Annotated in this window: 24 protein-coding genes and 1 pseudogene; 8 read left to right on the top strand and 17 right to left on the bottom strand. The window is 56.9% G+C overall.

Annotated features, from left to right (window positions below):
* The first annotated feature begins 9 nt into the window (after positions 1–9).
* Positions 10–924 carry a SphA family protein gene (locus AC1MEE_RS13315; RefSeq protein WP_480415790.1) on the top strand — a complete coding sequence of 305 codons (915 nt, stop codon included), beginning with the start codon at positions 10–12 and terminating at the stop codon, positions 922–924.
* A 199-nt stretch (positions 925–1,123) separates the two neighbouring features.
* On the opposite strand, the pseudogene AC1MEE_RS13310 reads toward AC1MEE_RS13315, so the two are convergent.
* Positions 1,124–1,249 (bottom strand): annotated as a pseudogene (locus AC1MEE_RS13310) (SDR family NAD(P)-dependent oxidoreductase); the annotation flags it as partial.
* A gap of 45 nt (positions 1,250–1,294) precedes the next feature.
* Here AC1MEE_RS13310 and AC1MEE_RS13305 point away from each other — a divergent pair.
* Positions 1,295–1,435, top strand: coding sequence for a hypothetical protein (locus tag AC1MEE_RS13305; protein ID WP_480416398.1), 141 nt, complete (start codon positions 1,295–1,297; stop codon positions 1,433–1,435).
* A 10-nt stretch (positions 1,436–1,445) separates the two neighbouring features.
* On the opposite strand, the gene hpaI is transcribed toward AC1MEE_RS13305, so the two are convergent.
* The 7 genes from hpaI to AC1MEE_RS13270 form a co-directional block, all read right to left on the bottom strand.
* Positions 1,446–2,264, bottom strand: coding sequence for a 4-hydroxy-2-oxoheptanedioate aldolase (gene hpaI / locus AC1MEE_RS13300; RefSeq protein WP_480415789.1), 819 nt, complete (start codon positions 2,262–2,264; stop codon positions 1,446–1,448).
* Between the two features lie 13 nt (positions 2,265–2,277).
* Positions 2,278–3,081, bottom strand: a complete 804-nt coding sequence (gene hpaH, locus AC1MEE_RS13295) for a 2-oxo-hept-4-ene-1,7-dioate hydratase (protein WP_480415788.1) — start codon at positions 3,079–3,081, stop codon at positions 2,278–2,280.
* A gap of 50 nt (positions 3,082–3,131) precedes the next feature.
* Positions 3,132–3,524 (bottom strand): tautomerase family protein, encoded by a 393-nt coding sequence (locus tag AC1MEE_RS13290; RefSeq protein WP_480415787.1) that lies wholly within the window; start codon positions 3,522–3,524, stop codon positions 3,132–3,134.
* 89 nt (positions 3,525–3,613) lie between these two features.
* Positions 3,614–4,471 carry a 3,4-dihydroxyphenylacetate 2,3-dioxygenase gene (gene hpaD / locus AC1MEE_RS13285; protein ID WP_480415786.1) on the bottom strand — a complete coding sequence of 286 codons (858 nt, stop codon included), beginning with the start codon at positions 4,469–4,471 and terminating at the stop codon, positions 3,614–3,616.
* A 68-nt stretch (positions 4,472–4,539) separates the two neighbouring features.
* Positions 4,540–6,000, bottom strand: coding sequence for a 5-carboxymethyl-2-hydroxymuconate semialdehyde dehydrogenase (gene hpaE, locus AC1MEE_RS13280; RefSeq protein ID WP_480415785.1), 1,461 nt, complete (start codon positions 5,998–6,000; stop codon positions 4,540–4,542).
* On the bottom strand, positions 6,001–6,801 hold the full coding sequence (locus tag AC1MEE_RS13275; RefSeq protein WP_480415784.1) for a fumarylacetoacetate hydrolase family protein: 801 nt from the start codon (positions 6,799–6,801) through the stop codon (positions 6,001–6,003).
* A 12-nt stretch (positions 6,802–6,813) separates the two neighbouring features.
* Positions 6,814–7,473, bottom strand: a complete 660-nt coding sequence (locus AC1MEE_RS13270) for a fumarylacetoacetate hydrolase family protein (RefSeq protein WP_480415783.1) — start codon at positions 7,471–7,473, stop codon at positions 6,814–6,816.
* A gap of 189 nt (positions 7,474–7,662) precedes the next feature.
* On the opposite strand from AC1MEE_RS13270, the gene AC1MEE_RS13265 reads away from it, so the two are divergent.
* Together AC1MEE_RS13265 and hpaR are read left to right on the top strand one after the other, a co-directional pair.
* Positions 7,663–8,163: a helix-turn-helix domain-containing protein gene (locus tag AC1MEE_RS13265; RefSeq protein ID WP_480415782.1), complete on the top strand. Its 501-nt coding sequence runs from the start codon at positions 7,663–7,665 to the stop codon at positions 8,161–8,163.
* Between the two features lie 104 nt (positions 8,164–8,267).
* Positions 8,268–8,690, top strand: a complete 423-nt coding sequence (gene hpaR, locus AC1MEE_RS13260) for a homoprotocatechuate degradation operon regulator HpaR (protein WP_480415781.1) — start codon at positions 8,268–8,270, stop codon at positions 8,688–8,690.
* Positions 8,691–9,333: 643 nt separating this feature from the next.
* Here hpaR and AC1MEE_RS13255 read toward each other — a convergent pair.
* Positions 9,334–9,633, bottom strand: coding sequence for a hypothetical protein (locus AC1MEE_RS13255; RefSeq protein WP_480416397.1), 300 nt, complete (start codon positions 9,631–9,633; stop codon positions 9,334–9,336).
* A gap of 212 nt (positions 9,634–9,845) precedes the next feature.
* A complete protein-coding gene (locus tag AC1MEE_RS13250; RefSeq protein ID WP_480415780.1) occupies positions 9,846–10,526 on the bottom strand; it encodes a glutathione S-transferase family protein in 681 nt (226 codons plus the stop codon).
* A 344-nt stretch (positions 10,527–10,870) separates the two neighbouring features.
* Here AC1MEE_RS13250 and AC1MEE_RS13245 point away from each other — a divergent pair, with 344 nt between their 5' ends.
* Complete coding sequence (locus tag AC1MEE_RS13245) at positions 10,871–11,221, top strand: BON domain-containing protein (RefSeq protein ID WP_480415779.1); 351 nt, start codon at positions 10,871–10,873, stop codon at positions 11,219–11,221.
* 156 nt (positions 11,222–11,377) lie between these two features.
* Here the strand turns inward: AC1MEE_RS13245 and AC1MEE_RS13240 are convergent, their stop codons facing one another.
* The 3 genes from AC1MEE_RS13240 to AC1MEE_RS13230 all read right to left on the bottom strand — a co-directional run bounded on the left by AC1MEE_RS13240 (position 11,378) and on the right by AC1MEE_RS13230 (position 15,345).
* Positions 11,378–12,031: a peroxiredoxin gene (locus tag AC1MEE_RS13240; protein ID WP_480415778.1), complete on the bottom strand. Its 654-nt coding sequence runs from the start codon at positions 12,029–12,031 to the stop codon at positions 11,378–11,380.
* 410 nt (positions 12,032–12,441) lie between these two features.
* Positions 12,442–14,091, bottom strand: coding sequence for a malate dehydrogenase (quinone) (gene mqo, locus AC1MEE_RS13235; protein ID WP_480415777.1), 1,650 nt, complete (start codon positions 14,089–14,091; stop codon positions 12,442–12,444).
* Between the two features lie 351 nt (positions 14,092–14,442).
* The gene (locus tag AC1MEE_RS13230) at positions 14,443–15,345 is read right to left on the bottom strand and encodes a LysR family transcriptional regulator (protein ID WP_480415776.1); all 903 of its coding nucleotides are present in this window, start codon (positions 15,343–15,345) and stop codon (positions 14,443–14,445) included.
* 244 nt (positions 15,346–15,589) lie between these two features.
* Between AC1MEE_RS13230 and AC1MEE_RS13225 the strand changes: the two genes are divergently transcribed.
* Positions 15,590–16,387 carry a pirin family protein gene (locus AC1MEE_RS13225; protein WP_480415775.1) on the top strand — a complete coding sequence of 266 codons (798 nt, stop codon included), beginning with the start codon at positions 15,590–15,592 and terminating at the stop codon, positions 16,385–16,387.
* Positions 16,388–16,396: 9 nt separating this feature from the next.
* Here the strand turns inward: AC1MEE_RS13225 and thpR are convergent, their stop codons facing one another.
* The 4 genes from thpR to AC1MEE_RS13205 all read right to left on the bottom strand — a co-directional run bounded on the left by thpR (position 16,397) and on the right by AC1MEE_RS13205 (position 20,085).
* Positions 16,397–16,942: an RNA 2',3'-cyclic phosphodiesterase gene (thpR, locus tag AC1MEE_RS13220; protein WP_480415774.1), complete on the bottom strand. Its 546-nt coding sequence runs from the start codon at positions 16,940–16,942 to the stop codon at positions 16,397–16,399.
* Between the two features lie 311 nt (positions 16,943–17,253).
* A complete protein-coding gene (locus AC1MEE_RS13215; protein ID WP_480415773.1) occupies positions 17,254–17,739 on the bottom strand; it encodes an adenosine-specific kinase in 486 nt (161 codons plus the stop codon).
* A 573-nt stretch (positions 17,740–18,312) separates the two neighbouring features.
* A complete protein-coding gene (locus AC1MEE_RS13210) occupies positions 18,313–19,272 on the bottom strand; it encodes a quinone oxidoreductase family protein (RefSeq protein WP_480415772.1) in 960 nt (319 codons plus the stop codon).
* A gap of 69 nt (positions 19,273–19,341) precedes the next feature.
* A complete protein-coding gene (locus AC1MEE_RS13205; protein ID WP_480415771.1) occupies positions 19,342–20,085 on the bottom strand; it encodes a TetR/AcrR family transcriptional regulator in 744 nt (247 codons plus the stop codon).
* A gap of 415 nt (positions 20,086–20,500) precedes the next feature.
* Between AC1MEE_RS13205 and AC1MEE_RS13200 the strand changes: the two genes are divergently transcribed.
* Together AC1MEE_RS13200 and AC1MEE_RS13195 are read left to right on the top strand one after the other, a co-directional pair.
* Positions 20,501–21,727: an acyl-CoA dehydrogenase family protein gene (locus tag AC1MEE_RS13200; RefSeq protein WP_480415770.1), complete on the top strand. Its 1,227-nt coding sequence runs from the start codon at positions 20,501–20,503 to the stop codon at positions 21,725–21,727.
* Positions 21,728–21,755: 28 nt separating this feature from the next.
* Entirely contained in the window at positions 21,756–22,262 is a 507-nt protein-coding gene (locus tag AC1MEE_RS13195) for a flavin reductase family protein (RefSeq protein WP_480415769.1), read from the top strand.
* The last annotated feature ends 31 nt before the right edge of the window (positions 22,263–22,293 follow it).

Below are 22,293 nucleotides of genomic sequence, written 5' to 3'. Positions count from 1 at the left end.
TCGTCAGTAATGAAGAGAACAACACGAATCAACACACAGGGTCTTTTTTACTGCGCAAGCCTGAGCCTGCTGGCGGCGGGACTTACAGGCAACGTACAGGCGACTGAGGGCGGAGGGTCCAGCTACCCAATGGGGGCTGAAAACTACCTGACCGGGGCCCTGCCGCCGCCAGGGTTTTACGGTATGGCTTATGCCAGCCATTACGATGCGGATTCACTGCGTGGCAACGATGGGAAAAAGCTGCCGGTGGATTTCCGGGTGCAGGCCAGTTCAATTGACCCGCGTTTTATCTGGGTGACCGATCAACACATCCTGGGCGGCACCCTGGCGTTCCATGCCGTCATGCCGTTGGTTGACCTCAAGGTAGACCTCAATGGCCAGTCGCAACGCAAGCAAGGGTTGGGCGATATGACGTTCGGGTCGGGGGTGGGCTATCGGTTGACCGATAAACTGCATGCCATCGTGGCCCTCGATGTCATTGCGCCGACCGGTGAATATGATCGCCACGATCTGGCCAATATCGGTCGCAACTACTGGGACTTCCAACCTGTCTTGGCGTTTTCGTATATCGACCCAGTGGGTTTGAATGCCGATGCGAAAATCATGTATGACTTCAACACGAAAAATAACGCGACCGATTACACCTCAGGCCAAGAGTTCCATGTGGACTATTCGGTGGGTTGGGGACTGGGCAATGGTTGGGTCGTGGGTTTGGGTGGCTACGTCTATCAGCAGACTACGGATGATCGGCAGTACGGTGAGCGCATCGAAGACAACAAAGGGCACGCGTTTGCCATAGGTCCATCGATCAAATACGCCAGCAACAAAGGTTGGTTCCTGACCGCAAAATGGGAGCAGGAATCCGACGTGCGAAATCGTGCGCAAGGCGATGCGTACTGGTTGAAGCTGGCGGTACCGTTCTGAGGTAGGGCTATCTAAAAATCTCTGCAGGAGTTCACCTTGTTCGCGAGGCGATATATCTGACGTGCCGCCCTAATCGCTTCGCCAACAAATTGGCCCCTATCAATTATTTTTTGGAGTACCGGATCCACTGTGGGAGCAGGCTTGCCTGCGATATAGGTGCTCCGTTCCTTTATCTCTTCGATACTGGCATAGCCGGAAGTCTGTTGTCGGCGATCAGAACCCGTGCTCCGCTGGCGGCGAAGCGCTCGACAATGGCACGTCCGATGCCTTGGGCGCCGCCCGTCACCAGGACGGTCTGACCGGCGAAATCGAAGACACTGGCCATCAAACACCTTCCATGCGGGCATAGGCGAGGGTGGGTACATCGACGATGCTCGAACCACCATCGGCAACGATTTACCGCCTGCAAGCCCAACTGGGCGAAGAGAAACTGCAAACGCTACTGGGGCTGCTGAACGAACTGAAGACCGTCAAGCGCCAGGATCGCGGGTTGGCCCGCGATCCGCCGTAGTACTCAACGATCAATACGCGCCGCCACCGACGCTGACGGGCGCTGGGGCATCCTTGAACGTCGCCGCCAGGGACTGCAGCCCGCGCATCAACACCGTCGTATCGACGCCCACTGCGACAAACGCTGCGCCGAATTCGATGTAGCGGCGGGCGAGTTTTTCGTCGGCGCTGAGAATCCCGGCGGCCTTGCCGGCCTGCTGAATACGCACGATGGCATCTTCAATCGCTGCCTGAACTTCCGGGTGGCCGGGGTTACCGCGATAGCCCATGGAGGCACTCAGATCTGCGGGGCCGATAAAGACGCCATCGACCCCTTCGACGGCGGCGATTTCATCCAGATTGGCCAGGCCTTCGCGGTTCTCGATTTGCACCAGCAGGCACATTTGCTCATCGGCTTGATCCAGGTAGCCGGGAATGCTGTTCCAGCGCGAAGCCCGCGCCAGTGCACTGCCCACGCCGCGTATGCCTTGTGGTGGATAGTGCATGGCGCGCACCAGTTGCCGCGCCTGTTCGGCGCTTTCGACCATGGGCACCAGCAGCGTTTGAGCGCCAATGTCGAGCATTTGCTTGATCAGCGCGGTATCGCCGATCACCGGGCGGATCACCGGTTGGCTGCCCCCGGCCTCTCTAGAGTACGGGGCCAGCGCCTGCAATTGGCCAAGCATCCCGCGCAAGTCATTGGGTGCGTGTTCGCCGTCGATCAGCAGCCAGTCGAAACCGGCGTTGGCTGCCAGTTCGGCGCAGTAAGGGTTGGCCAGACCGAGCCAGAGACCGATTTGTGCTTTGCCACTTTTCAGTCGTTGCTTGAAGGTATTGATAGGCATGTCCATGGGTTTTCTCCGACTAAACGAAACGACAGGCGATGGAACCGAGCATGTCGTAGTCGATGTGGAAGGTATCGCCCGGGTTGGCCGCTACTGGACGAGTGAAAGAACCGCCGAGGATGATTTGCCCTGCTTCCAGGGTGACGTCGTAGGCCGCCAGCTTGTTCGCCAGCCAGGCCACGCCTTTGGCCGGATGATTGAGCACCGCCGCCGACACGCCGGACTCTTCAATCACTCCGTTGCGGTACAGCACTGCCGGGATCTTGCGCAGGTCGACCTCGGTCGGCCGCACGGGGCGGCCGCCCATGACTACTCCTGCGTTGGCGGCGTTGTCGGAGATGGTGTCGAAGACCTTGCGGGTGGCTTTGGTCTGCGGGTCGATCTGCTGGATGCGGGCGTCGATGATTTCCAGCGCTGGAACCACCCACTCGGTGGCGTCGAGCACATCGAAAATCGTGCAGTTCGGCCCTTTGAGTGGCTTGCCGAGGATGAATGCCAGTTCCACTTCTACACGCGGCACGATGAAGCGCTCGAAGGGAATGTCAGTGCCTTCGTCGAAGAACATGTCATCGAGCAGGGCACCGAAGTCGGGTTCGGTAATGTTCGAAGACACCTGCATGGCGCGAGAGGTCAGGCCAATTTTGTGCCCGACCAGCTTGCGCCCGTCTTTGATCTTCTGGGCGACCCAGGCGCGCTGAATGGCGTAAGCATCCTCGAGGGTGATCTCGGGATGGTCGAGGGAGAACTGCCGCACCTGTTCGCGGGAACGTTCGGCCCGGTCGAGTCGCGCGGCGGCTTGCTGGATAAGGCTTTGATCGAGCATGACGAAGATCTCTGACTGAGGATGGACGATGGCACCTATGCTGGCAACGATCAGCCCGCCTGGTTTTTCAGGAACGCGTGCACATTGTTTTCTTTGAAGTTCAGTTGCGGATGCAGCTCGATCATCTCGAACGACAGCGCCAGCAGACGCTCTGCCTGAAGCGCGGCGAAGTGCGTCTTGATGATGTCGAACAGGGCTTCGGCGACCTGTTGCCGGGTCGCCAGATCACGTCCGCTGCCGACCTTGAGGGTCATGTGGACGAAGGCGTAATCGTGTTTGCCGTCGGCCATACGCCAGCTGTCCAGGCGTACGCCGCGGCTGCGGATGCCGCCGAGAGGGAACACGCCGCTGTCACCGAGGGCGGCGTGAGCTTTTTCGAACAGGCCGGGCAGGTCGGCTGCTTGCTCGATGTTGTCGGTGTATTCAACGATGAAATGGGGCATGTGAGGCCTCCTTTGTCGGCAGATGCAAGCGGCAAGCGGCAAGCCTCAAGACGTCATCTTGTGGCTTGTAGCTTGTAGCTGACTCTCCCTCAGAGTGGGAAGATAGCGTTGATCTGGCCGGTGCCGGAGCTGCCGAAAGGTTCGGTCAGCACTTCCACCGGCTTGTTGTACTCAGGCCCGCCGAGCAGGCCCAGCAGCATGGCGGTGTCGTGCATCTTGCCTTCGCCGAAGCAGTGGTCGGCGTAGTCCGGCAGCATCGCGCAGAACTCTTTGAAGCGACCTTGCTTCCACAGCTCGACCACGCGCATGTCCACCTGCTTATCGAATTCGCGGGTCCAATTGTTGATGTTGGCTTCTGCGTTGCGATCGTCGGAGAAACGGTGGGAGAGGGAGCCCGAGGCCAACACCAGCACCTTGCGATCACTCTTTTCGATGGCTCGACGCACCGCTGCACCGAAGGCGAAGCTGTCTTCCAGGCGATGCCAGGCACACCAGGCGGCAATCGAAATGACCTTGAGTTTCTGATCGTCCGGCACACCCATGTGCATGTAGCGCATCGGTACCAGGGTGCCGTATTCCAACTCCAGGCTTGGGATGTTGTGGGCCAGTGTGCGTACGCCGGCCGCGTTGGCCTCGGCCGCGATCAACTCACCCAGTTCCGGGCAGCCCGGATACTCGTACTCCATGTTTTTGATGAAGTGCGGCAACTCGTTGCTGGTGTAGATACCTTTGAAGTGCTCGCCGCCGTTGACGTGGTACGCGCTATTGACCAACCAATGCACGTCGAACACCACTGCGGTGTCCGCACCCAGCTCACGGGCGCGGCGGCCGATTTCCTTGTGCCCGGCGATGGCCGCTTCACGGCAGCCGTGGTGCTTGCCCGGCAGTTCGGACAGATACATCGATGGAACGTGGCAGACTTTCGCAGCGAGGACGACTTCGCCCATGATAATTCTCCTGATAGTTATTTTTTTCAGGGAGGGGCCGCGTACGGCGCCTCATGCAGATTTCGCGATCACACCCCCCAGCGCGGGATGTGATGGCTGCCCATGGAGATGCAGACGTTCTTGATTTCGGCAAACACCTCAAAGCTGTACTGACCCCCTTCGCGCCCCGTGCCCGAGCCTTTCACCCCACCGAACGGCTGACGCAGGTCGCGCACGTTCTGGCTGTTGATGAAGACCATGCCGGCCTCGATGCCATGGGCCAGACGATGAGCCTTGCCGATGTCCTGTGTCCAGATGTAGGACGCCAGACCGTATTCGGTGTCGTTGGCCAGTTGCAGCGCTTCGGCTTCGTCCTTGAACGGGATCAGGCAGACCACCGGGCCGAAGATTTCTTCCTGGGCGATGCGCATCTTGTTATTCACGTCAGCAAATACGGTTGGCTGGATGAACTGACCGTTGCTCAGGTGCGCCGGCAGGTTGGCAGGACGTTCCAGGCCACCCGCCAGCAGGGTAGCGCCTTCTTCGAGACCGATGCGGATGTAGCCCGTCACTTTATCGTAGTGGGCCTGGGTGATCATCGAGCCGACCTGGGTCTTCGGATCCTGCGGATCACCGACGATCAGGCGCTTGGCGCGGGCGGCGAATTCGGCAACGAATTGCGGATAAACGCTTTCCTGAATGAAGATCCGGCTACCGGCAGTGCAGCGCTCGCCGTTCAACGAGAAGATGGTGAACAGCGCGGCATCGAGGGCGCGGTCCAGATCGGCGTCTTCGAAGATCAGCACGGGCGACTTGCCGCCCAGCTCCATGGAGTACTTCTTCAGGCCAGCGGTCTGCATGATCTTCTTGCCAGTGGCGGTGCCACCGGTGAAGGAAATCGCCCGCACGTCCGGGTGCCGAACCAAGGCGTCACCGGCCGTAGCACCGTAGCCTTGAATCACGTTCAGCACGCCCGCCGGAATCCCGGCTTCGACCGCCAGACGACCCAGCTCGTTGGCGGTCAGCGGTGACAGCTCGGACATTTTCAACACGGCAGTGTTGCCCAGCGCCAAGCAGGGTGCGGTCTTCCAGGTTGCCGTCATGAACGGCACGTTCCACGGCGAAACCAGCGCGCAGACACCCACCGGTTGATACAGCGTGTAGTTGAGCATCTGGTCGTCGACCGGATAGCTGTGGCCGTCCATGCGGGTGCAGACTTCGGCAAAAAAATCGAAGTTGTGCGATGCGCGGGGAATCAGCACGTTCTTGGTCTGATGGATCGGCAGGCCGGTGTCCAGGGTTTCCAGTTCGGCCAGGTGTGGCACATTCTGCTCGATCAGCTCACCGAGCTTGCGCATCAGGCGGGCGCGTTCCTTGGCCGGGGTGTTGGCCCACTTCGGGAAGGCTTCCTTGGCGGCGGCGACAGCTTGGGCGACTTCTTCGGCGCCACCGCTGGCGACTTCACCAATGGCTTCGCCGGTGGCCGGGTTGTAGTTGACGAAAACATCTTTGCTTTCGACCTCGCGGCCGTTGATCCAATGCTTGATCATTTATGCGTGCTCCTTGGCCGCGCGGTTTTTGTCGGAGAAAAATGCGGTTTCGCTGACGATGCGGTTCACCAGGCGACCGACGCCTTCGACTTCCACGATCACCTCATCACCGGGGACGACGTCGGAGAGGCCTTCGGGTGTGCCGGTGGCGATCATGTCGCCCGGTTGCAGGGTCATGAAGCTGGAGAGGTATTCGATCAGGAAAGGGATGTCGAAGATCATGTCCTTGGTGCTGCCTTCCTGACGCAACTCACCGTTGACCCAGGTGCGCAGTTTCAGGTTGCCCGGATCGGGCACATCAGTGACGTCGACGATCCAGGGGCCGACCGGGGTGGTAGCGTCACGGTTCTTCACTCGCAGGTTCGGACGGTAGTAGTTCTCGAGATAATCGCGAATCGCGTAGTCGTTGCACACCGTGTAGCCGGCCAGATACTCCAACGCGTCTTCACGCTTGACGTTGCGCGCGGTCTTGCCGATCACCGCCACCAGTTCGCACTCGTAGTGCATGTAGGCGACGTTGTCCGGGCGCCAGGTAGCCTGATCATGGCCGGTGTAAGTGCCGGCCGATTTGATGAAGACCAGCGGTTCGGTCGGCGGCGTGAACGCCAGCTCTGCCGCGTGATCGGCGTAGTTCAGTCCTAAAGCGAACATGTTGCCGGTAGCCGGTGGCAGCCACTCGACCTGATCTTCGGCCAGCAGTCGGCCGTCGGCGAGGCGTACGGCATGGCTGTTATCGGTATGGTTGTCTTCGACATGGGCGAGGTGAACTTCGCCTTCAAACTGGATACGGGCATGTTTCATGGGGGGCTCCTCTTACTCGGCCACGATGTGGTTGGCGAGGCGGCCCAGGCCGCTGATTTCGACTTCGACAGTGTCGCCGGGGTGAACATCAACCCGGCCTTCGGGCGTGCCGGTGATCAACACATCGCCTTCGTGCAGGGTCATGAATTCGCTGATCTCGGCGATCAGCTGCGGGATGCTGCGGACGAAATGGGCGGTGGAGTTTTCCTGGCGCAACTCACCGTTTACGAACAGTTTCAGCGTCAGTTGATGCGGGTCCGTGACCTGATCCACAGGCACCAATTCCGGGCCAAGCGAACAGAAGCCGTCGCGGCATTTGGCTTTGACGGCCGGGCGGTAGTAGCTGTCTTCCGGCAGGCTGAATTCATTGACGATGGTATAACCGGCAACGTGATCCAGCGCGTTCTCGACACTGACCCGGCTGGCGCGCTTGCCGATCACCACACCCAGGGCGGGGCCCGGTTGCAGGTGGTCGATGCCGTTGGGGTAGACCACCGCGCGGTCATGGCTATTGCGGGTGTTCGGCGTCTTGATGAACAGCACCGGTTTTACCGGCGGCTTCTGGTAAGGCGGTTGCTCGAATTCGGTGAGGCGCTGTTTCAGCAACCCTTGGTAGTTCAGCGCTACGCCGAACAGGGTGCCGGTCGCAACGTCATGCAAGGCGCGGCTCATGCTCTTCTCCTGGCAAGGGCAGGACAGTAGGTGCCCTGCGGAATAATTGTTAATATGTTAACGTTATAATTAATATGTTAACAATCGTCAAGCGTGGAAAAATCGTCGAGCAGTGGTCGCTGCGCCAAAACGCGTGCAGGATGAGAGCGGCTGCACAGCCACGGTAAAAACAAGCAAGAGAACCCAGTGATGACTGATCGCCAGCCGATCCCCCATATCAACATCGGCCAGGTCTACGACCAGCGCTACAGCGACGCCGAAGTGCACTACGACAAGCTGAGCAACCTGGCGGGCTTCTTCGGCAGGAACATGCCGGTGCATCGCCATGACCGGTTTTTCCAGGTTCATTACGTCAAAAGCGGCGCGGTGCGGGTCTACCTCGATGACCGGCAATACCTGGAATCCGGGCCGATGTTTTTCCTCACGCCACCGACCATTCCCCACTCGTTTGTCACTGAAGCGCGGCTCAACGATGTTTGTCGGCGCATCGCCGACCTGCCGTCCAAACGGTTGATCCTGGAGCGGCTGATGCAGGAGGCCAAGCGGCTGCTGCTGTTCACCGGCAGCTCGGCCAACGAAATCTGCTATCAGTTGGGCTTCAAGGACCCGGCCTATTTCAGTTGTTTTTTCCAGCGTTATGCCCGGATAACCCCAGGGGAATATCGCCAGCGGCAATCGGGCTTGCGGTAGCGTGGGCAACGCCGCTCTCGACGCGTACTTCAGCACGTTGACCTTGCAGGGCCTGGTCTGCGCCCATAAGCTGACGGCCTTTATCTCGTTCTTCAGCGTGAACCATGCCAATCCCAAGCCCCTCTTTGACGCTCACTCTGTTGCAAGCTCGCGAAGCGGCCATGGGCTTTTTTCGCCCGCTGCTCAATGAGCATGATTTGACCGAACAGCAGTGGCGAGTCATCCGCATCCTGCGCCAGCAGGGCGAGTTGGAAAGTCACCAACTGGCTCATCAGGCTTGCATCCTCAAGCCGAGCATGACCGGTGTTCTGGCTCGGCTGGAACGCGATGGCATCGTCCGTCGCAGGAAGTCTGCGGAGGATCAGCGGCGGGTCTTCGTTGCGCTGACGGAGCAGGGCCAGCAGTGTTTCGTTTCCATGAGTGAGGGGATGGAAAGCAACTACCTCAAGATTCAGGCCCAGTTTGGCAAAGAGAAATTGCAGCAGTTGCTGGGGCTGCTCAATGAGTTGAAGAACATCAAGCCTTGAGGACTTTCATCGTCTGAGTGACGCTGCTCGCCGTGTCGAACGGCGATTCATAAGCGGTCATTCGCCAAGATAATGCCGCTGCCTGTACGTGTTTTTTCCATTTGTCAAGTTTTTGGTTGTTGGCACTGGAGGAGGACGGTCTCAGTTCTGAAACATAAAGTGCCAACGGGACGACATTGTTTCAAATTCGGACGATTTACTGTTTTACAAGCGGGTTGAACAATAACCAATATTTCCAATAACCAACGACGGTAGCGCTTGGGCTGTTGCAGTATTGAAACACCCCTGTTGGTCTCGGCGCGTAAAGTATTTTTGTCTTCTATACGAGCGCTCTCAGCGTCACTCTTCAGGCGTGAGGTACACCTTGGTCGCATTACCCATAAGCGCAGTATCGACATGATTTATAAAGAGATTTCATAAAAATAAATGCATTACTTAAATTAAAAATTAAATAACAGAATGGAAATAAATGCTTAAGGCACGCCTCTTGCTGAGTAAACGTGCCCAACCATAATAAGTAAAAAAGTGTGGCCAGGGCAAACACGCCAACAGGGTAAAAAAGGCCTTCCATCGTGAAAAAGATAGAGGCTGAGACGTGCCCTACTTAATGAGCCTGGAGAACAACATGAATATAAAAGCGCTGTTAGTGGTTATGGCAATGTTTTTGACTGGTTACGCCTATGCGGGAGAGGAGGCCCACGACCATGACAAGAGCAAAGGGGAGCATAGCCAGAAAGCCGATGACCATGGTCGCCATGACCGTGACGCTAGCCGCAATGACCATGATCGGAGCCATGATCGTGATGGCAAAAAGGGCCATGACCATGATCGGGACCATGACCGTGATGGTGGCAAAAAGGGCCATGACCATGATCGGGACCATGACCGTGACGCTGGCCGTCATGACCATGATCGTGATGGTGGCAAAAAGGGCCATGAGCATGACCATGACCGTCGCTGATTAAAGAGCCGTACCCTCCCGGCGAGGCGCCCTTCCACAGACCGTACATAGCGTACGAGGTTGGTTGGGCAACGGCGCCGGGATCCCCCTCCGCTTGGCCTTGCAACTACCCTCATCCCACTGCGCACCACATCTCGTGGGCGATCATCTCAATATTAGAAAAATCGTGAACAGGTTCTCAGAGCTACGCCCCGTCATGTGATGTCAGATTCCTGGCGAAACCGCTTCGGGATGGCGTCCGCAAATGGATAGAGTGAAAAGTAGGGCTTGGCTTCGTCGATTACCCGTTGGAATGACGGTCTCTGCGTCAACCTGTCGAAATAGGCTCTCAAGTGGCAGAGCTCGTCCGGGAACGGTTGGAGGGTGCTGGCATAGAAAAGCGCTGGGGCAGCGGCGCAATCGGCCATGCTGAAGTCTTGACTGGCAACCCAGGTCCTGGACGCCATCTGGCGATCGAGCATGCCGTACGCCGTTTCCAGCATGGATCGTTCTCTCGTCAAATCGCCGTTAGCGCTGCGTATGCGATCACCGACAATCTGTTGTATCGGCTGTTGGAGATAGTTGTCGAAAAAGCGGTCCCATAGACGCACATCCAACGCGGCCTCCCAATCGCTTGGAATCAAAGGGTGCGCACCTGCATAGAAGTGATCCAGATACTCGATGATGACTGTGGACTCTGGCAGATCGCGCCTGTGAGCATGGTCACGGATGACCGGGAATTTGCCGATTGGCCATATGGCTTGCAGCTCGGCTCTGTCTGCATCGTCCGCGAGATCGATGACCCGCCTTTCGAATTCGATACCGTTTTCGTAGAGCGCGATGAGGACTTTGTGGCAGTAGGACGCCAGTGGGTGGTAGTACAGAGTCAGCGACAACTTTCAGCTCCTTGGAGGAAGTGTGGGACGCACTACTTGCAAGCGGGGGGAGAGCATTCGATAGCGCTTATGCAGGCTGCAGTTCCAATTCCGTTGCCCCCATCATCATAGTCGCTGGATTGGCTGCCCGAAGAGGTCGAGGGGGCTGAGCAACCAAGGCGGACGTTCGCGGGGACAGCGGTCCGACCGCAGGCAACAGCCGCACTATAATTAATCTGTGTCCATGTTTGCGTGGCGAGCACGCGAAAACGAATCGGGTATCCATAACGCTCGCCTGATAGGCAGAGGGCAACACGGCAAATGGAATGGAAAGTACGTCTGATTACGCGAGAGAGGATCCTGCCATGAAACTTCACTCCTTCCAGCATTACTCTCATGATCTGGAAATGACCGTTCACGACGCATGGATTACCACCAAAGTGAAGTCGGCCCTGGCATTTTCAGAACCGACCCGCAGCCTGCATATCAATGTCAAAACCCATGCGGGTACGGTGACGTTGAGCGGCCGCGTTAAGACCCATAAACAGTGTGAACAGGCCATAGTTCTGGCTCGTGCGGTTCATGGCGTCCTCGAAATCGACGCCAGCGACTTGCAGACCCATATGTTCACGCCGGGGAGTTTCCCCGAAGCTCCCAACGCTGAAGAGAGCACTGAGTATCGGCCGCCATCGTCAGCAAAGACGGACGACAAATGACGACCTTGTGTGCCCCAGAGTAACGCCTTCGACGAAATGGACGAGGATGCGGGGCGCGAGTTGGCTATGGCTTCTTGATGGGGCACGCTTGAGTGATCGCTTCTGGCCGTTTTCTGCCGGCCGCGGCAGGCAGAAAACGGCCAAAAACGGTTATTGTTACTTCGGTTGCGCCACGGTGCGCAAATAGGGCTTCAACGTCTTGAAGCCCTGCGGGTATTTCTTCCTGGCCTCCTCGTCGGATACCGAAGTGGGAATGATGACGTCGTCACCCGGACGCCAGTTCACTGGGGTGGCGACTGTGTGCTTGGCGTTTAATTGCAGAGAATCGAGCAGGCGCAACACTTCATCGAAGTTACGCCCGGCACTCATTGGGTAGATGAGCATGGCCTTGACCTTCTTGTCCGGGCCGACGATGAATACCGAACGCACCGTGGCGTTGTCTGCGGCGGTGCGTGAGCCGCCACTGGCATTCGGGTGAATCATGTCGTAGAGCTTCGCCACCACCAGGTTATCGTCGCCGATCATGGGATAGTTGACCGCATGACCCTGGGTCTCTTCGATGTCACCGACCCAGGCCCGGTGGTCACTGACCGGGTCGACGCTGAGCCCGACTATCTTGGTGTTGCGTTTGTCGAACTCTGGCTTAAGTCCGGCCATATAACCGAGTTCAGTGGTACAAACGGGGGTGAAGTCCTTCGGATGCGAGAACAGGATGGCCCACTTGTCGCCAATCCACTCGTGGAAGTGGAGCGGACCTTCGGTGCTTTCAGCGGTGAAATCCGGTGCTTCGTCGCCAATACGGATTGCCATGTTCGATCTCCTTACAGTGACGGGTAGGGAAGTAGTCAGAACTCTGACGGCTGTTCCAACGGCATTCGGTGTCTGCGTTGAGCTTGTCAACGCGAGTCAGTATAGGAGACGCACCAAGATAAGGCGGAAACTAGGGTGTTTACTCTGTAAGTCATTGAATTAGCACGTCTTACGGTGTGATCAGCATTGAGCGGGTGACTCAGCAAACCTGGAGTTTGCTTCGTTTGAATAAGCGGGGAAGGGGTGCATACCCCCCGAAGTGAAGGCGTTTTTACACACTCTCGGCCGGTTGCTGCCGCATCGCGAAACAGGCCTCAAAAAGGAATGATGCCCAGACGCTTACCTACAACCAGTCTTTGAATAGTCCCAGCGCAGTCGCCCCACCAAACTGTGTTTGGTGGGGCTTCGTTTTATAGGGCCATATCAGCCGATGGATTACTCGCGTGCTGTGGTTTCGCCTGACCTGCAGCCGGGGTTTGGGGAGCAACTGCCTGGTCAATCACGGGTGGGGGATTAAGTTGCAGGACTTGACTGGTATACGCCCACTCTTGATGAACACGATCGGGAGAATCGTTGAGCTTGGTACCGTAACTCGGAACGATCTGATGGAGCTTTTCCTGCCAAGCGGGGGTGGCGACCTTGTCCTTGAACACTGTCTCAAGCACATTCAGCATGATCGGAGCCGCGGTGGACGCGCCTGGCGATGCACCCAGCAAGCCTGCAATGCTGCCGTCCTGGGAGCTGACGACCTCGGTTCCCAGTTTCAGTACGCCGCCCTTTTCCTCATCGCGTTTGATGATCTGGACACGTTGGCCTGCTTGCCACAGACGCCAGTCTTCCTTCTTGGCGTTGGGGAAGTACTCCTTCAGGGCATTGAAGCGGTCATCATCCGACAGCATGAGCTGGCCGGCCAGGTATTCAACCAGTGGATACTGTTCGATGCCGACCTTTGTCATCGGCCAGATGTTGTGTGTGGTCGTGCTCGTCAGCAAATCGAAGTAGGAGCCTTCTTTAAGGAACTTCGTGGAGAAGGTCGCGAAGGGGCCAAACAGGATCACGCGTTTGCCATCCAGCATGCGGGTATCCAGGTGAGGGACCGACATGGGAGGTGCGCCGACCGAAGCCTTGCCATAAGCCTTGGCCATATGCTGTTCAGCGATCGTTGGATTGTCGGTCACCAGGAAGGACCCGCCTACAGGGAAACCTGCATATTCTTTTGCTTCGGGGATGCCCGACTTCTGCAGCAGATGCAGTGCACCACCGCCCGCGCCAATGAATACGAACTTGGCGTCGGTTTCGGTTTTCGTACCGTCTTTCAGGTTCTTGTAGGCGATATGCCAAGAGCCATCTTTGTTTCGCGTAATGTCTTGCACTTCACTCGACAGCTTCAGGTCGAAGTTTGGCTTGGTTTGAAGATACCCGACGAACTGGCGCGTGATCTCGCCGAAATTGACATCCGTACCGATCGGGGTCCAGGTAGCCGCGACCTTTTGCTTCGGGTCACGTCCTTCCATCATGAGCGGAACCCACTTCTTGATTTGTTGCGGGTCTTCTGAATACTGCATGCCCCCGAACAGAGGACTCGCCTTGAGAGCGTCGTAGCGCTTCTTCAAGAACTGAATATTGTCATCCCCCCACAAAAAGCTCATGTGCGGTGTGGAGTTAATGAATGAATGGGGATTTTTCAAAACGTTGTTCTTGACTTGCCATGCCCAGAATTGACGCGAGATCTGGAAGGACTCATTGATTTCAATGGCCTTGGAGATATCGATCTTGCCATTCTTGTCTTCTGGCGTGTAGTTCAACTCAGCCAGGGCAGAATGGCCGGTACCGGCATTGTTCCAGCCGTTCGAGCTTTCCTCGGCGACGCCATCGAGGCGTTCAACCATCTCCATCGACCAGCCGGGTTCGAGCTCATTGAGCCAAACCCCCAAGGTCGAACTCATGATGCCCCCGCCGATCAGTAGCACATCCACTTTTTTTGTCTCAGCTGCGTGCAAGGGCATGAGTCCCACCGACATGGCCAAGCCCAGTAGCGTCGTGTTCATTTTTTTCAACATACAGTAATACCTAGGATAGAACGCCATCCACCCGCCATTCTTGATCATGAGGTGCCCTGGCTCACTGCATGCAATGCCGCATGCCGTCGAACCCCGCACTCAGAAGGACTGATGGGTGGACATATAAGACCGATAGCCACTATCGGCCTCACTTTTATGTCCCTCCTGCGCTGACTTCTTGTTAGTCATTGGCTTCAGCTGCTTGGGTGACACTAATTCAGTTTGTAAGTCATTGGACGCAGGGAATGAACAGGTTCGACCCGCTCACTAAAATTACGCCCGTCAAATGCTGCGACATTCTACCTCAGGTCCCCAAATCGACGAAGACGCATCGTTTTCGCGTCCTTCGGGTCAGTGGTCTGACAGAACATCCTCCTGCAAATGCTTGACGATCTGCTCAACGAACGCGCTGACCGCGCGCGGCACCTGTCGACGGCTGGGGTAGACGATGTACAAACCGTTGTTAAATCGCCCATGATCGGGCAAAACCTGAATCAGCCGCCCGGTATGCAGGCTCTCGCGCAAGATCGTCATCGGCAGCAGGCAAATACCCAAGCCCGCTAGGGACGCTTTCAATTGTGCCTGGGCGGTGTTGGCACATAACCGGCCCGTCACCTCGACGTGTACAGGCCCTTGCGGCCCATCGAGATGCCAGGGCGTACGCGGTGCCTGGCTGGACGGTCGAATACACTCATGCATCGAGAGTGCCTGCACCGTATCCGGCGTACCGTGAGCCTGCAAATAACCGGGGCTGGCCGCCAACACCTGGCTTCCTGTGCCGACTCTGCGCGCTACCAGGCTTGAGTCCGGGAGATCACCGCCGCGGAACGCAACATCTATCCCCTCGTCGATCAGGTCGACTCGCTCGTCACTCAGTACAAAGTCCAACTGGACACTAGGGTGGCTTTGAAGGAATTCGGCTACCCAGGCCATCAGATACACATCAAAAAAATCGGCAGGTGCCGCCACCCGCACAGTGCCGGTAGGCTCTTGGCTTTCCCCTGCCAGTTGGCGGGCCGCCTCTATCAGGTCATCGACCTGGGGTGCACTGCGATCGTGCAAGGATCGTCCCGCTTCGGTAAGCATCAATTTGCGTGTCGAGCGCTGTAATAAACGCACCCCCAAATGTTCTTCCAGCTGCCGCACGCGCCGGCTCAGGGTGTTGGGCGGCATTCCCATGCGCCGCGCCGCGCCAGCAAAACTGCCTGCCTGCACCACCTGAACAAACATCAAGATTTCATTGAGATCCAGCACCGCATTACTTCCAAAAATGGATGGGTTAAAGTCAATTATACCCACTACTCAATCAATAAGCGTCTGGATACGCTGGGCTCGACTTCGTAAACCCATTCAGAAAAGGCGCTACATGACACTTTCAACAACGACTTTGAACCGCGAGGACATGAACATGATTCCCTCCACCTCTTTCCAAAACGATACCTCCCGCAGCGTCAGCCACCGCACCCGCGGTCATGGGCACGGACCCATTGTCAGGCTCATGAGCCCCTCGGACCTGGGTCAGTTACTTAAGCCGTTTGTGTTTCTCGACCTGATCGACGCTGATACGTCGCTCCTTGGCAATATGCCGCTGCATCCCCATTCGGGGATCGCGACCATTACCGTGATCACTGAAGGCAACCTTCGCTTTGACGATCCGGACGCAGGTTCTGGACTCATTGACTACGGCGGAGTCGAATGGATGCGCGCGGGGGCGGGTGTCTGGCATGGTAAAGAAATGTCTGCCGGCACCTCGGCGCGGATCCAGGGGTTTCAGCTCTGGATCGCGCTGCCCGCTGAGGTGGAAAGCGCACCTGTCGACAGCCAATATCTGGAAGCAGATGCCATCCCACAGGTAGGGCCGGCGCGCGTAATCGTCGGCGCCTACCAGGGCATTCGCAGCCCCGTGCGTGCCCCCTCGGGCCTGAACTATCTATTGGTGACACTGGCCGCGGGCCAACACTGGGAGTACCAGCCACCGTCTGGGCATGAGGTTCTTTGGCTCAGTGTCAGTCGGGGAACGGTTCATTCGCCGGAGCGTATCCAGGCGGGAGAACTCGTCGCGTTCGAGTCAGGTAACGGTACGTTGAGACTCGAGGCTGAAGATAAGGAAGACGCTGTGTTTGTGCTTGGGTCGGCTATTCCTCACCCGCACGACCTGAAGATGGGTAGCTATTCCGTGCACACCAGCCTGGAAGCGTTGAAAGCCGGAGAGGCAAAGATTGCCGAGTTGGGCAAACGTCTACGGGCAGAGGCCGGGCAGAGGTCCGGATCGGGTTCAGTACCGATCTACAAATGACCCCACTGTCTACGGAACAAGGGGCCATTCGGCCAGCGGCCGATAGCGGCCTTTATGCGACTCGAACAGGGTGAAGTGTCTGGCACTCAGGTGAAAGTTTGGCGGAGTACTGGATTCAGGGACAGGGGCTCGATAGTTCCGCATCAAGGTCAAGTGAGGGCGAAATTCCCAGGGCGCGTCCTCAAACCCAAGAGGTAGCAATGCCTGTTGTAAGGCATAGACCAACTGGCGCAAAACCAGTGACGGCTGCGCTGGAGCGAGAAACAAAATGCCGGTTCGGTGCCATGCATCCAGACGGTCGAGAGGTACAGTCAAATGCTCGCCTGATGTTCGAACACCTGCGACGGCAGCGCAGATGCCCGGAATCTGCGTCATGGCTACAGATCCCAGAAACATCAGAGTCAAATGAAAGTTTTCCGCGGGCACCGGGCGTCCACTGCTTAGCTCAAGAGCGCTGCGCCATTGGGCTATGGCCCGGCGTTGTGCATATGCGCAGGGCAGGGCGAAAAATAAGCGCTTGAGCGGCTCACCCTGCTCACGAGATTCATAACCCATTCCTTGTACCTCTAGGGTCTGTTGCCGTTTGGTGACGACCGCGACGGAGGCCCATTTGGCGCAGGGCAAGGCGCGAGGAACGCAGTTTGGTTGTTCCAAATAAGTTCCGAGCAACGCAGCCCTGCGCCAAATGGGCCCCGTCCCTTCGGGTTGCGCGCCAACGTGCGCGAGGCTGCGTTGCGGGATTTGCCAAGGGAACAACCATTACCGGCATCCCGCGCCTTGCCTCGCACACGTTGGCATCGCAACGCGGTTCGCCACCAAACGGCAACAGACCCTAGCGTGTGATGAGCGCAGCGCCTGCTCCTCACTCACAGCTTGTAGCCGATCTGGCGCAACAAGTTCTTGCGCCACAGGATGTCTTCGTCGTCTTCAATGTCCTTGGCACAGAAGCCATCCACTACGCCCAGGATCGCTCGCCCTTGTTCCGTCTCAGCGAGAATCACTTCAGTGGGATTGGCTGTTGCGCAAAAAATGCGGCAGACCTCTGGAACCATTTTGACGGTGTTCAACACGTTCAGCGGATAGAAACCGTCCCCGAGAAAAATGATGAAGCTATGGCCTGCGGCGATGGCTTTCGCATTCTTCCGGGCAAGTTCGATCATGGCGGTATCGGTGCCAGACCATCGCACCAGGCATTTGCCAGAGGCTTCACAAAAAGCCACGCCAAACGTGATACCCGGCACGGCACCTGCCAACGCTTCGTGGAGGTCCTCGACGGACTTGATGAAGTGCGTCTGACCAAGAATAAAGTTCGTCGCTTCCGGCTTATCGATTTTCAACGTGATGAGTTGCATCTCAAACGTCTCCTTGCACGATGTTGCTTAACCGTACGGAAATCATGAAGGGCTATCACAGGGTCTGAATCAGACCCTTGGATGTTCTCTGTTGCCTGAGGGTGATCACTGCGAACACGACACCGGTCGAGAAACAACACGACATGGACTGCAATCCCTGGTTGCACAATCAATTCCGGTAACAGACCAAGCATAGCTACTCATCTGCTATCGCTCCGTCCACTGGCTGGTTTTGGCCAATTCTGTTGAAAAAGTCGGTTTGCCTGAACTACACGCATATTGATCGGTGAAAACGCCCTTTCTGCATGCTGCTACGTGAGATCTGAACCCGGAAGCCTCTGCCGAAGGTAAAGATTTCAATCTCAGACGCGTACTTTTCTGCCGCGAAAACCACGGCGGACTTTTTCAACAGAATCGGCCGATAGCTGCCTGTCATGGGTGGATCGCTGTCGGGTGATTGTTGCCTGTCACTTCGCGCCCCATAGAACAGCGCGCCGACTATTGATATGAAGTGATTCAACGTCACGCAAACGCTATTACGCGTACGCGACGCCAAAACCGGGAGAGTTAGTATTACACCGTGAATACCAATCGCGATGCACCCTCCCGCTGCCAGGCACTTTCCACATCCTTTAATGGCACCGCTTCAGCGGCAATCGAAAGCCCTGCAGTGCTGATTGCACGTAAAACTCCGCCCACTGCTTGGACTAGACCTGCGTTGGAAACGCTACCCAGGCCGCTGCCTATCAGCTCCAGGCCGGAACTGCGCAGCAGTGAGCCCGGCAGACTGATGTTATTGCCGGTCAGCGAGCCTATCTGCACGAATTGAATCCGCGGTTCGCCTAAATGATTACCTTGTCCGGCAGCCGCATTCAGCAAACATTCGGCCGAAGATCCCCACAGGTAGTCGAGTACTACGTTTACTTTATGCGTATGCAATGCTTCGCGAAACGAGTCCTTCAACTCATCTGCGGGTACGTCGAGAGGGATCAATATGTCGGCGCCCAGTGCAGCTAATCCCTTTACGCTTTGAGCATTGCGGCCGGTGACGATGACCTTTGCGGCGCCAAGGTGTTTTGCAATTTGAACTGCCAAACGTCCAGAAGCGCCGGTTGCGCCGTTAATCAATACATTTTCGCCTGGGAGAAATTTTGCCCGGTCCAGTAGGGCGGTCCATGACGACATGCCGGGGTTGCCGATAGCCGCTGCTGTTACATCATCCACATCATCGGGAATGTCTACGCAGTTCGACAATGGCACAACACTGGTCTCAGCCATCGAGCCAAACAGTTTTCGCGGGAAGGCGAAGTACACCCGACGCCCATCGGGTAGCAGGCCTACGCCATCCACGCCTGGAACCAAGGGTAATGTCTTGCCGCTGCTGTAATGACGACCCGATGCTTGGGCCTTGACCAATTGACTGAGGGCTGCGGCTCGAACCTGAATCGTAGTTTCGCCGGCTTCGGCCGCCGGAGAGGTGAAGTCGTCGTAACCTGGCGGCGTGTTGAAATCGTGGACTACGGCAGCTTTCATGAGGCAGTTCCTAAAGTATTGGGTGCAAGATGTTCGAGCGCACAGGCTCCGCTGAAGCCGAGCTGCAATTTAATCTGGTGAGTAGGCGAGAAATTGCTGAGCTGATTCGGAGTCCATGTTGACTGCCCATTGAGGCATGGTGGCAGTCAGCTCTCCGTTCATCCATGACTTTAAATACGACACGGAAAATGCCACGCCTGCTTCACACATTTCACTATTGCAACCCACGCTTGCCAGGGTCAGGCGCACGCACGAGTCCATGTAGTTATTGGGGCGCTCAACGCCTTGTTTAATGGCCTGTATGCCATGCGCTGAAGCGCCCATGAGGAAGTCCGTTGCAGCGTCGATGCGGTCGAACGTAAAGTCACCTGAGGCCTTACCGTTCTCAAGGTCCTTGGCCATGTACTCCGCGACGAGAGTGTTGTGCTGCCACGCATCAGCACGCGTGACAAAACCCGCCCATTTTGGATCGAGCAGGGCACGCAACAGGAAAAGCCTGGACGCAACGGCCGCGCGCTGCCAAGGCTCGGTCAGGACGTCATAGACCGGAAGGATGTCGGTGGTCATCTGATTGTTAAGCTCTTGGCCGATAGCCACGAGCACCTGATCCAGCGAATCGAAATAGTTGTAGAACGTGCCTCGCGATACATCCGCTTCACGGATCACATCATCAATGACGGGAGTCGACCCGCCCGTTGCTGCGAAAACACGCATCGCCGCATCAAGCAATTTACTGCGCATGACTTGACGCTTTTTCTTGGCGACTTTTGGACGATGGTCGTATACGGCTGTGGCTGTTTCTGGTGTTTTCACTATCTAGCCCCAAACAATGACATAGCGTCAGAATGACAATACATCACTTATTTTTCAGAATGACAAATATGTCTAAAAATCGCTTGCGCGGTTAAAAACCTTGTTCTACATTGAATACCATTGTCGTAATGACAATATCGTCATAAAAATAATAGGAGACGAAAATGTTCAACCCCTCACTTCCCGCCGCCCGACCTCATCCTACGTCCCCTTGTGCTCGTTCGAACTGGCACGTCACGGTTTTCAAAAGTCATCGAGTCACGGCCTTTCGCCAGCGTTGATGTTTTGACCGTGTAACGAGACCAAACCTGGTTGTGTGATCCGCATTCGGCACTGTAGCTACTGCTCGCCGAGGGATTCGCTTACCCAGAATATTTAAATGACATTTTAGTTCATTATGACATTCGAGGTCGGTATGAGAACAGAAGTGATTTTCCAGGACGTCAGTACTCTCACTGCAATTGCGCCTGCGCCGAGCATCCCGGAGCTGATCAAACGTGCAGAAGCGCTCCAGCCTCTACTACGCAAAAATACCGTCGAAGCAGAAAAAAACCGTCGCACCTGCGATGAAAATATTGAAGCCATTCGCGAAGCAGGCTTGTTCCGGTTGATGGTTCCGAAGCGTTATGGCGGTTATGAAGGCTCACTGCGTGCACATCTGGAAGTGTCGGCAGCGCTGGGCGAAGCCTGCGGTGGTACCGCTTGGGTGGTTGCATTGACCAACGTGTGTGCCTGGTTCACTTCTCTGTTCTCGGAGCGAGCCCAAGACGAAGTATTCGGCGCAAATCCGGATGCTCGGGTCGCCGGGGTGTTTAACGCTTCGCCGACAACTCGGCGTGTAGACGGTGGGCTGATCGTCTCTGGAAAGTGGTATTCGTCGTCGGGCAGCCTTCACTCCGATTGGGCCGCTGTCGGTGCCGAAGAGCGCGATACCAACGGCGCTGTCGTCGCACAGTATCTCGCGCTTATGCCTAAATCCGACTACAGCATCGAAGACACCTGGTTCACCGCCGGCATGCGCGCTTCAGGCAGCAACTGCATTGTTGCCGATGAAATATTCGTGCCCGATCATCGTCTGCTGAACCTCGGCGATGCGATCGAGGGCAAATACGCCACCGAATTCAAAGACGAAGTGGCTTACCGCGCGTTGTTCGTCCCGTTTGCTTCGCTGATTCTCAATGGCCCGCAACTCGGCTTGGGCCGCGCTGCGTTGAAATACGTGATCGACAATGCGCCGCGTCGAGCCGTGGCTTACACCTCGTTCGAAAAGCAGACGGACTCGGTCGTGTTTCAGACCCAGATCGCAGAGGCTGCCCTCAAGATTGACACCGCTCACCTGCGTGCTTTCCGCGCCACCGATGAGATTGACGAAGCCTCGCGCCAGGGCATCAAGCTGGATGCTTTGACGCGGGCGCGAATTCGCGCTGACGTAGGCCTGATCAACACCCTGATCACTGACGCGATTAACATTCTGTTGTCCGCTCATGGCGCCGGGAGCTTTTCCGAGGCCAGTCCGATGCAACGCTGGTGGCGCGATTCGAACACTGCAGCACGGCACGCCGTGGCGTTGCCTGCGATAGGGAGCGAGCTATATGGCAAGGCGCTACTGGGCGTGGAAAACACCGTCACGCCGCTGATCTAAGCGCCGCCACGAACCTGAGGATTCTCCTATGGACGCCAAACTTCTGCGCTCAGTAATGGGCCAATTCGCCACCGGGGTGACCGTCGTCACCTTCGTCGCCAACGGCCAGCCAGCCGGCATGACCGCCAACGCTTTCATGTCGGTCTCGTTGGAACCCCCGCTAATCCTGATTTCAATCCGCAATGCCTCGAGCTTCAACCAGTTTGTTGGTGAGGGCGTGCATTTTGGGGTCAATTTTCTTGCCGAAAGTCAGCGTTGGCTGAGCGGTCATTTCGGTGGGCGGCTGGAGGAGGGGGCTGTGCTGCCTTTCACCTACCACGGAGAAACGCCATTGCTGGACGGCAGTCTCGTGCACCTCGTCGCACGTACGGTCGACGTGCACCCGGCCGGTGACCACCTGCTCTACATCGGCGAGATCGAACATGTTCGCATCGGCGCACAACGCAAGCCGCTGCTTTTTTATAGTGGCCGCTACCACCAGATGCACGCCCGCGCGCCAAGCGCCGAGTGGAGCGGTTGCGTCGACGTCTGGTGACGTCCGTCCGTAGCAATAGATAGGCGCCTGA

It is taken from the genome of Pseudomonas sp. ASL3 (genome assembly GCF_056680425.1).
The sequence above is the reverse complement of the archived record's forward strand: the minus strand, read 5'-3'. Positions and strand labels throughout refer to the sequence as shown.

Excerpts from the sequence above, each read along its gene's own strand:
- hpaI (WP_480415789.1), bottom strand. The coding sequence starts at position 2,264 with ATGGACATGCCTATCAATACCTTCAAGCAACGACTGAAAAGTGGCAAA.
- AC1MEE_RS13270 (WP_480415783.1), bottom strand. The coding sequence starts at position 7,473 with ATGAGCCGCGCCTTGCATGACGTTGCGACCGGCACCCTGTTCGGCGTA.
- AC1MEE_RS13305 (WP_480416398.1), top strand. The coding sequence starts at position 1,295 with ATGCTCGAACCACCATCGGCAACGATTTACCGCCTGCAAGCCCAACTG.
- AC1MEE_RS13210 (WP_480415772.1), bottom strand. The coding sequence starts at position 19,272 with ATGAAAGCTGCCGTAGTCCACGATTTCAACACGCCGCCAGGTTACGAC.
- AC1MEE_RS13290 (WP_480415787.1), bottom strand. The coding sequence starts at position 3,524 with ATGCCCCATTTCATCGTTGAATACACCGACAACATCGAGCAAGCAGCC.
- AC1MEE_RS13215 (WP_480415773.1), bottom strand. The coding sequence starts at position 17,739 with ATGCAACTCATCACGTTGAAAATCGATAAGCCGGAAGCGACGAACTTT.
- AC1MEE_RS13245 (WP_480415779.1), top strand. The coding sequence starts at position 10,871 with ATGAAACTTCACTCCTTCCAGCATTACTCTCATGATCTGGAAATGACC.
- thpR (WP_480415774.1), bottom strand. The coding sequence starts at position 16,942 with ATGGGTTATGAATCTCGTGAGCAGGGTGAGCCGCTCAAGCGCTTATTT.
- hpaR (WP_480415781.1), top strand. The coding sequence starts at position 8,268 with ATGCCAATCCCAAGCCCCTCTTTGACGCTCACTCTGTTGCAAGCTCGC.
- AC1MEE_RS13240 (WP_480415778.1), bottom strand. The coding sequence starts at position 12,031 with ATGGCAATCCGTATTGGCGACGAAGCACCGGATTTCACCGCTGAAAGC.
- hpaE (WP_480415785.1), bottom strand. The coding sequence starts at position 6,000 with ATGATCAAGCATTGGATCAACGGCCGCGAGGTCGAAAGCAAAGATGTT.
- AC1MEE_RS13195 (WP_480415769.1), top strand. The coding sequence starts at position 21,756 with ATGGACGCCAAACTTCTGCGCTCAGTAATGGGCCAATTCGCCACCGGG.
- hpaH (WP_480415788.1), bottom strand. The coding sequence starts at position 3,081 with ATGCTCGATCAAAGCCTTATCCAGCAAGCCGCCGCGCGACTCGACCGG.
- AC1MEE_RS13200 (WP_480415770.1), top strand. The coding sequence starts at position 20,501 with ATGAGAACAGAAGTGATTTTCCAGGACGTCAGTACTCTCACTGCAATT.
- AC1MEE_RS13315 (WP_480415790.1), top strand. The coding sequence starts at position 10 with ATGAAGAGAACAACACGAATCAACACACAGGGTCTTTTTTACTGCGCA.
- AC1MEE_RS13225 (WP_480415775.1), top strand. The coding sequence starts at position 15,590 with ATGAGCCCCTCGGACCTGGGTCAGTTACTTAAGCCGTTTGTGTTTCTC.
- AC1MEE_RS13275 (WP_480415784.1), bottom strand. The coding sequence starts at position 6,801 with ATGAAACATGCCCGTATCCAGTTTGAAGGCGAAGTTCACCTCGCCCAT.
- AC1MEE_RS13255 (WP_480416397.1), bottom strand. The coding sequence starts at position 9,633 with ATGCTCATGGCCCTTTTTGCCACCATCACGATCATGGTCATGACGGCC.
- hpaD (WP_480415786.1), bottom strand. The coding sequence starts at position 4,471 with ATGGGCGAAGTCGTCCTCGCTGCGAAAGTCTGCCACGTTCCATCGATG.
- mqo (WP_480415777.1), bottom strand. The coding sequence starts at position 14,091 with ATGTTGAAAAAAATGAACACGACGCTACTGGGCTTGGCCATGTCGGTG.
- AC1MEE_RS13265 (WP_480415782.1), top strand. The coding sequence starts at position 7,663 with ATGACTGATCGCCAGCCGATCCCCCATATCAACATCGGCCAGGTCTAC.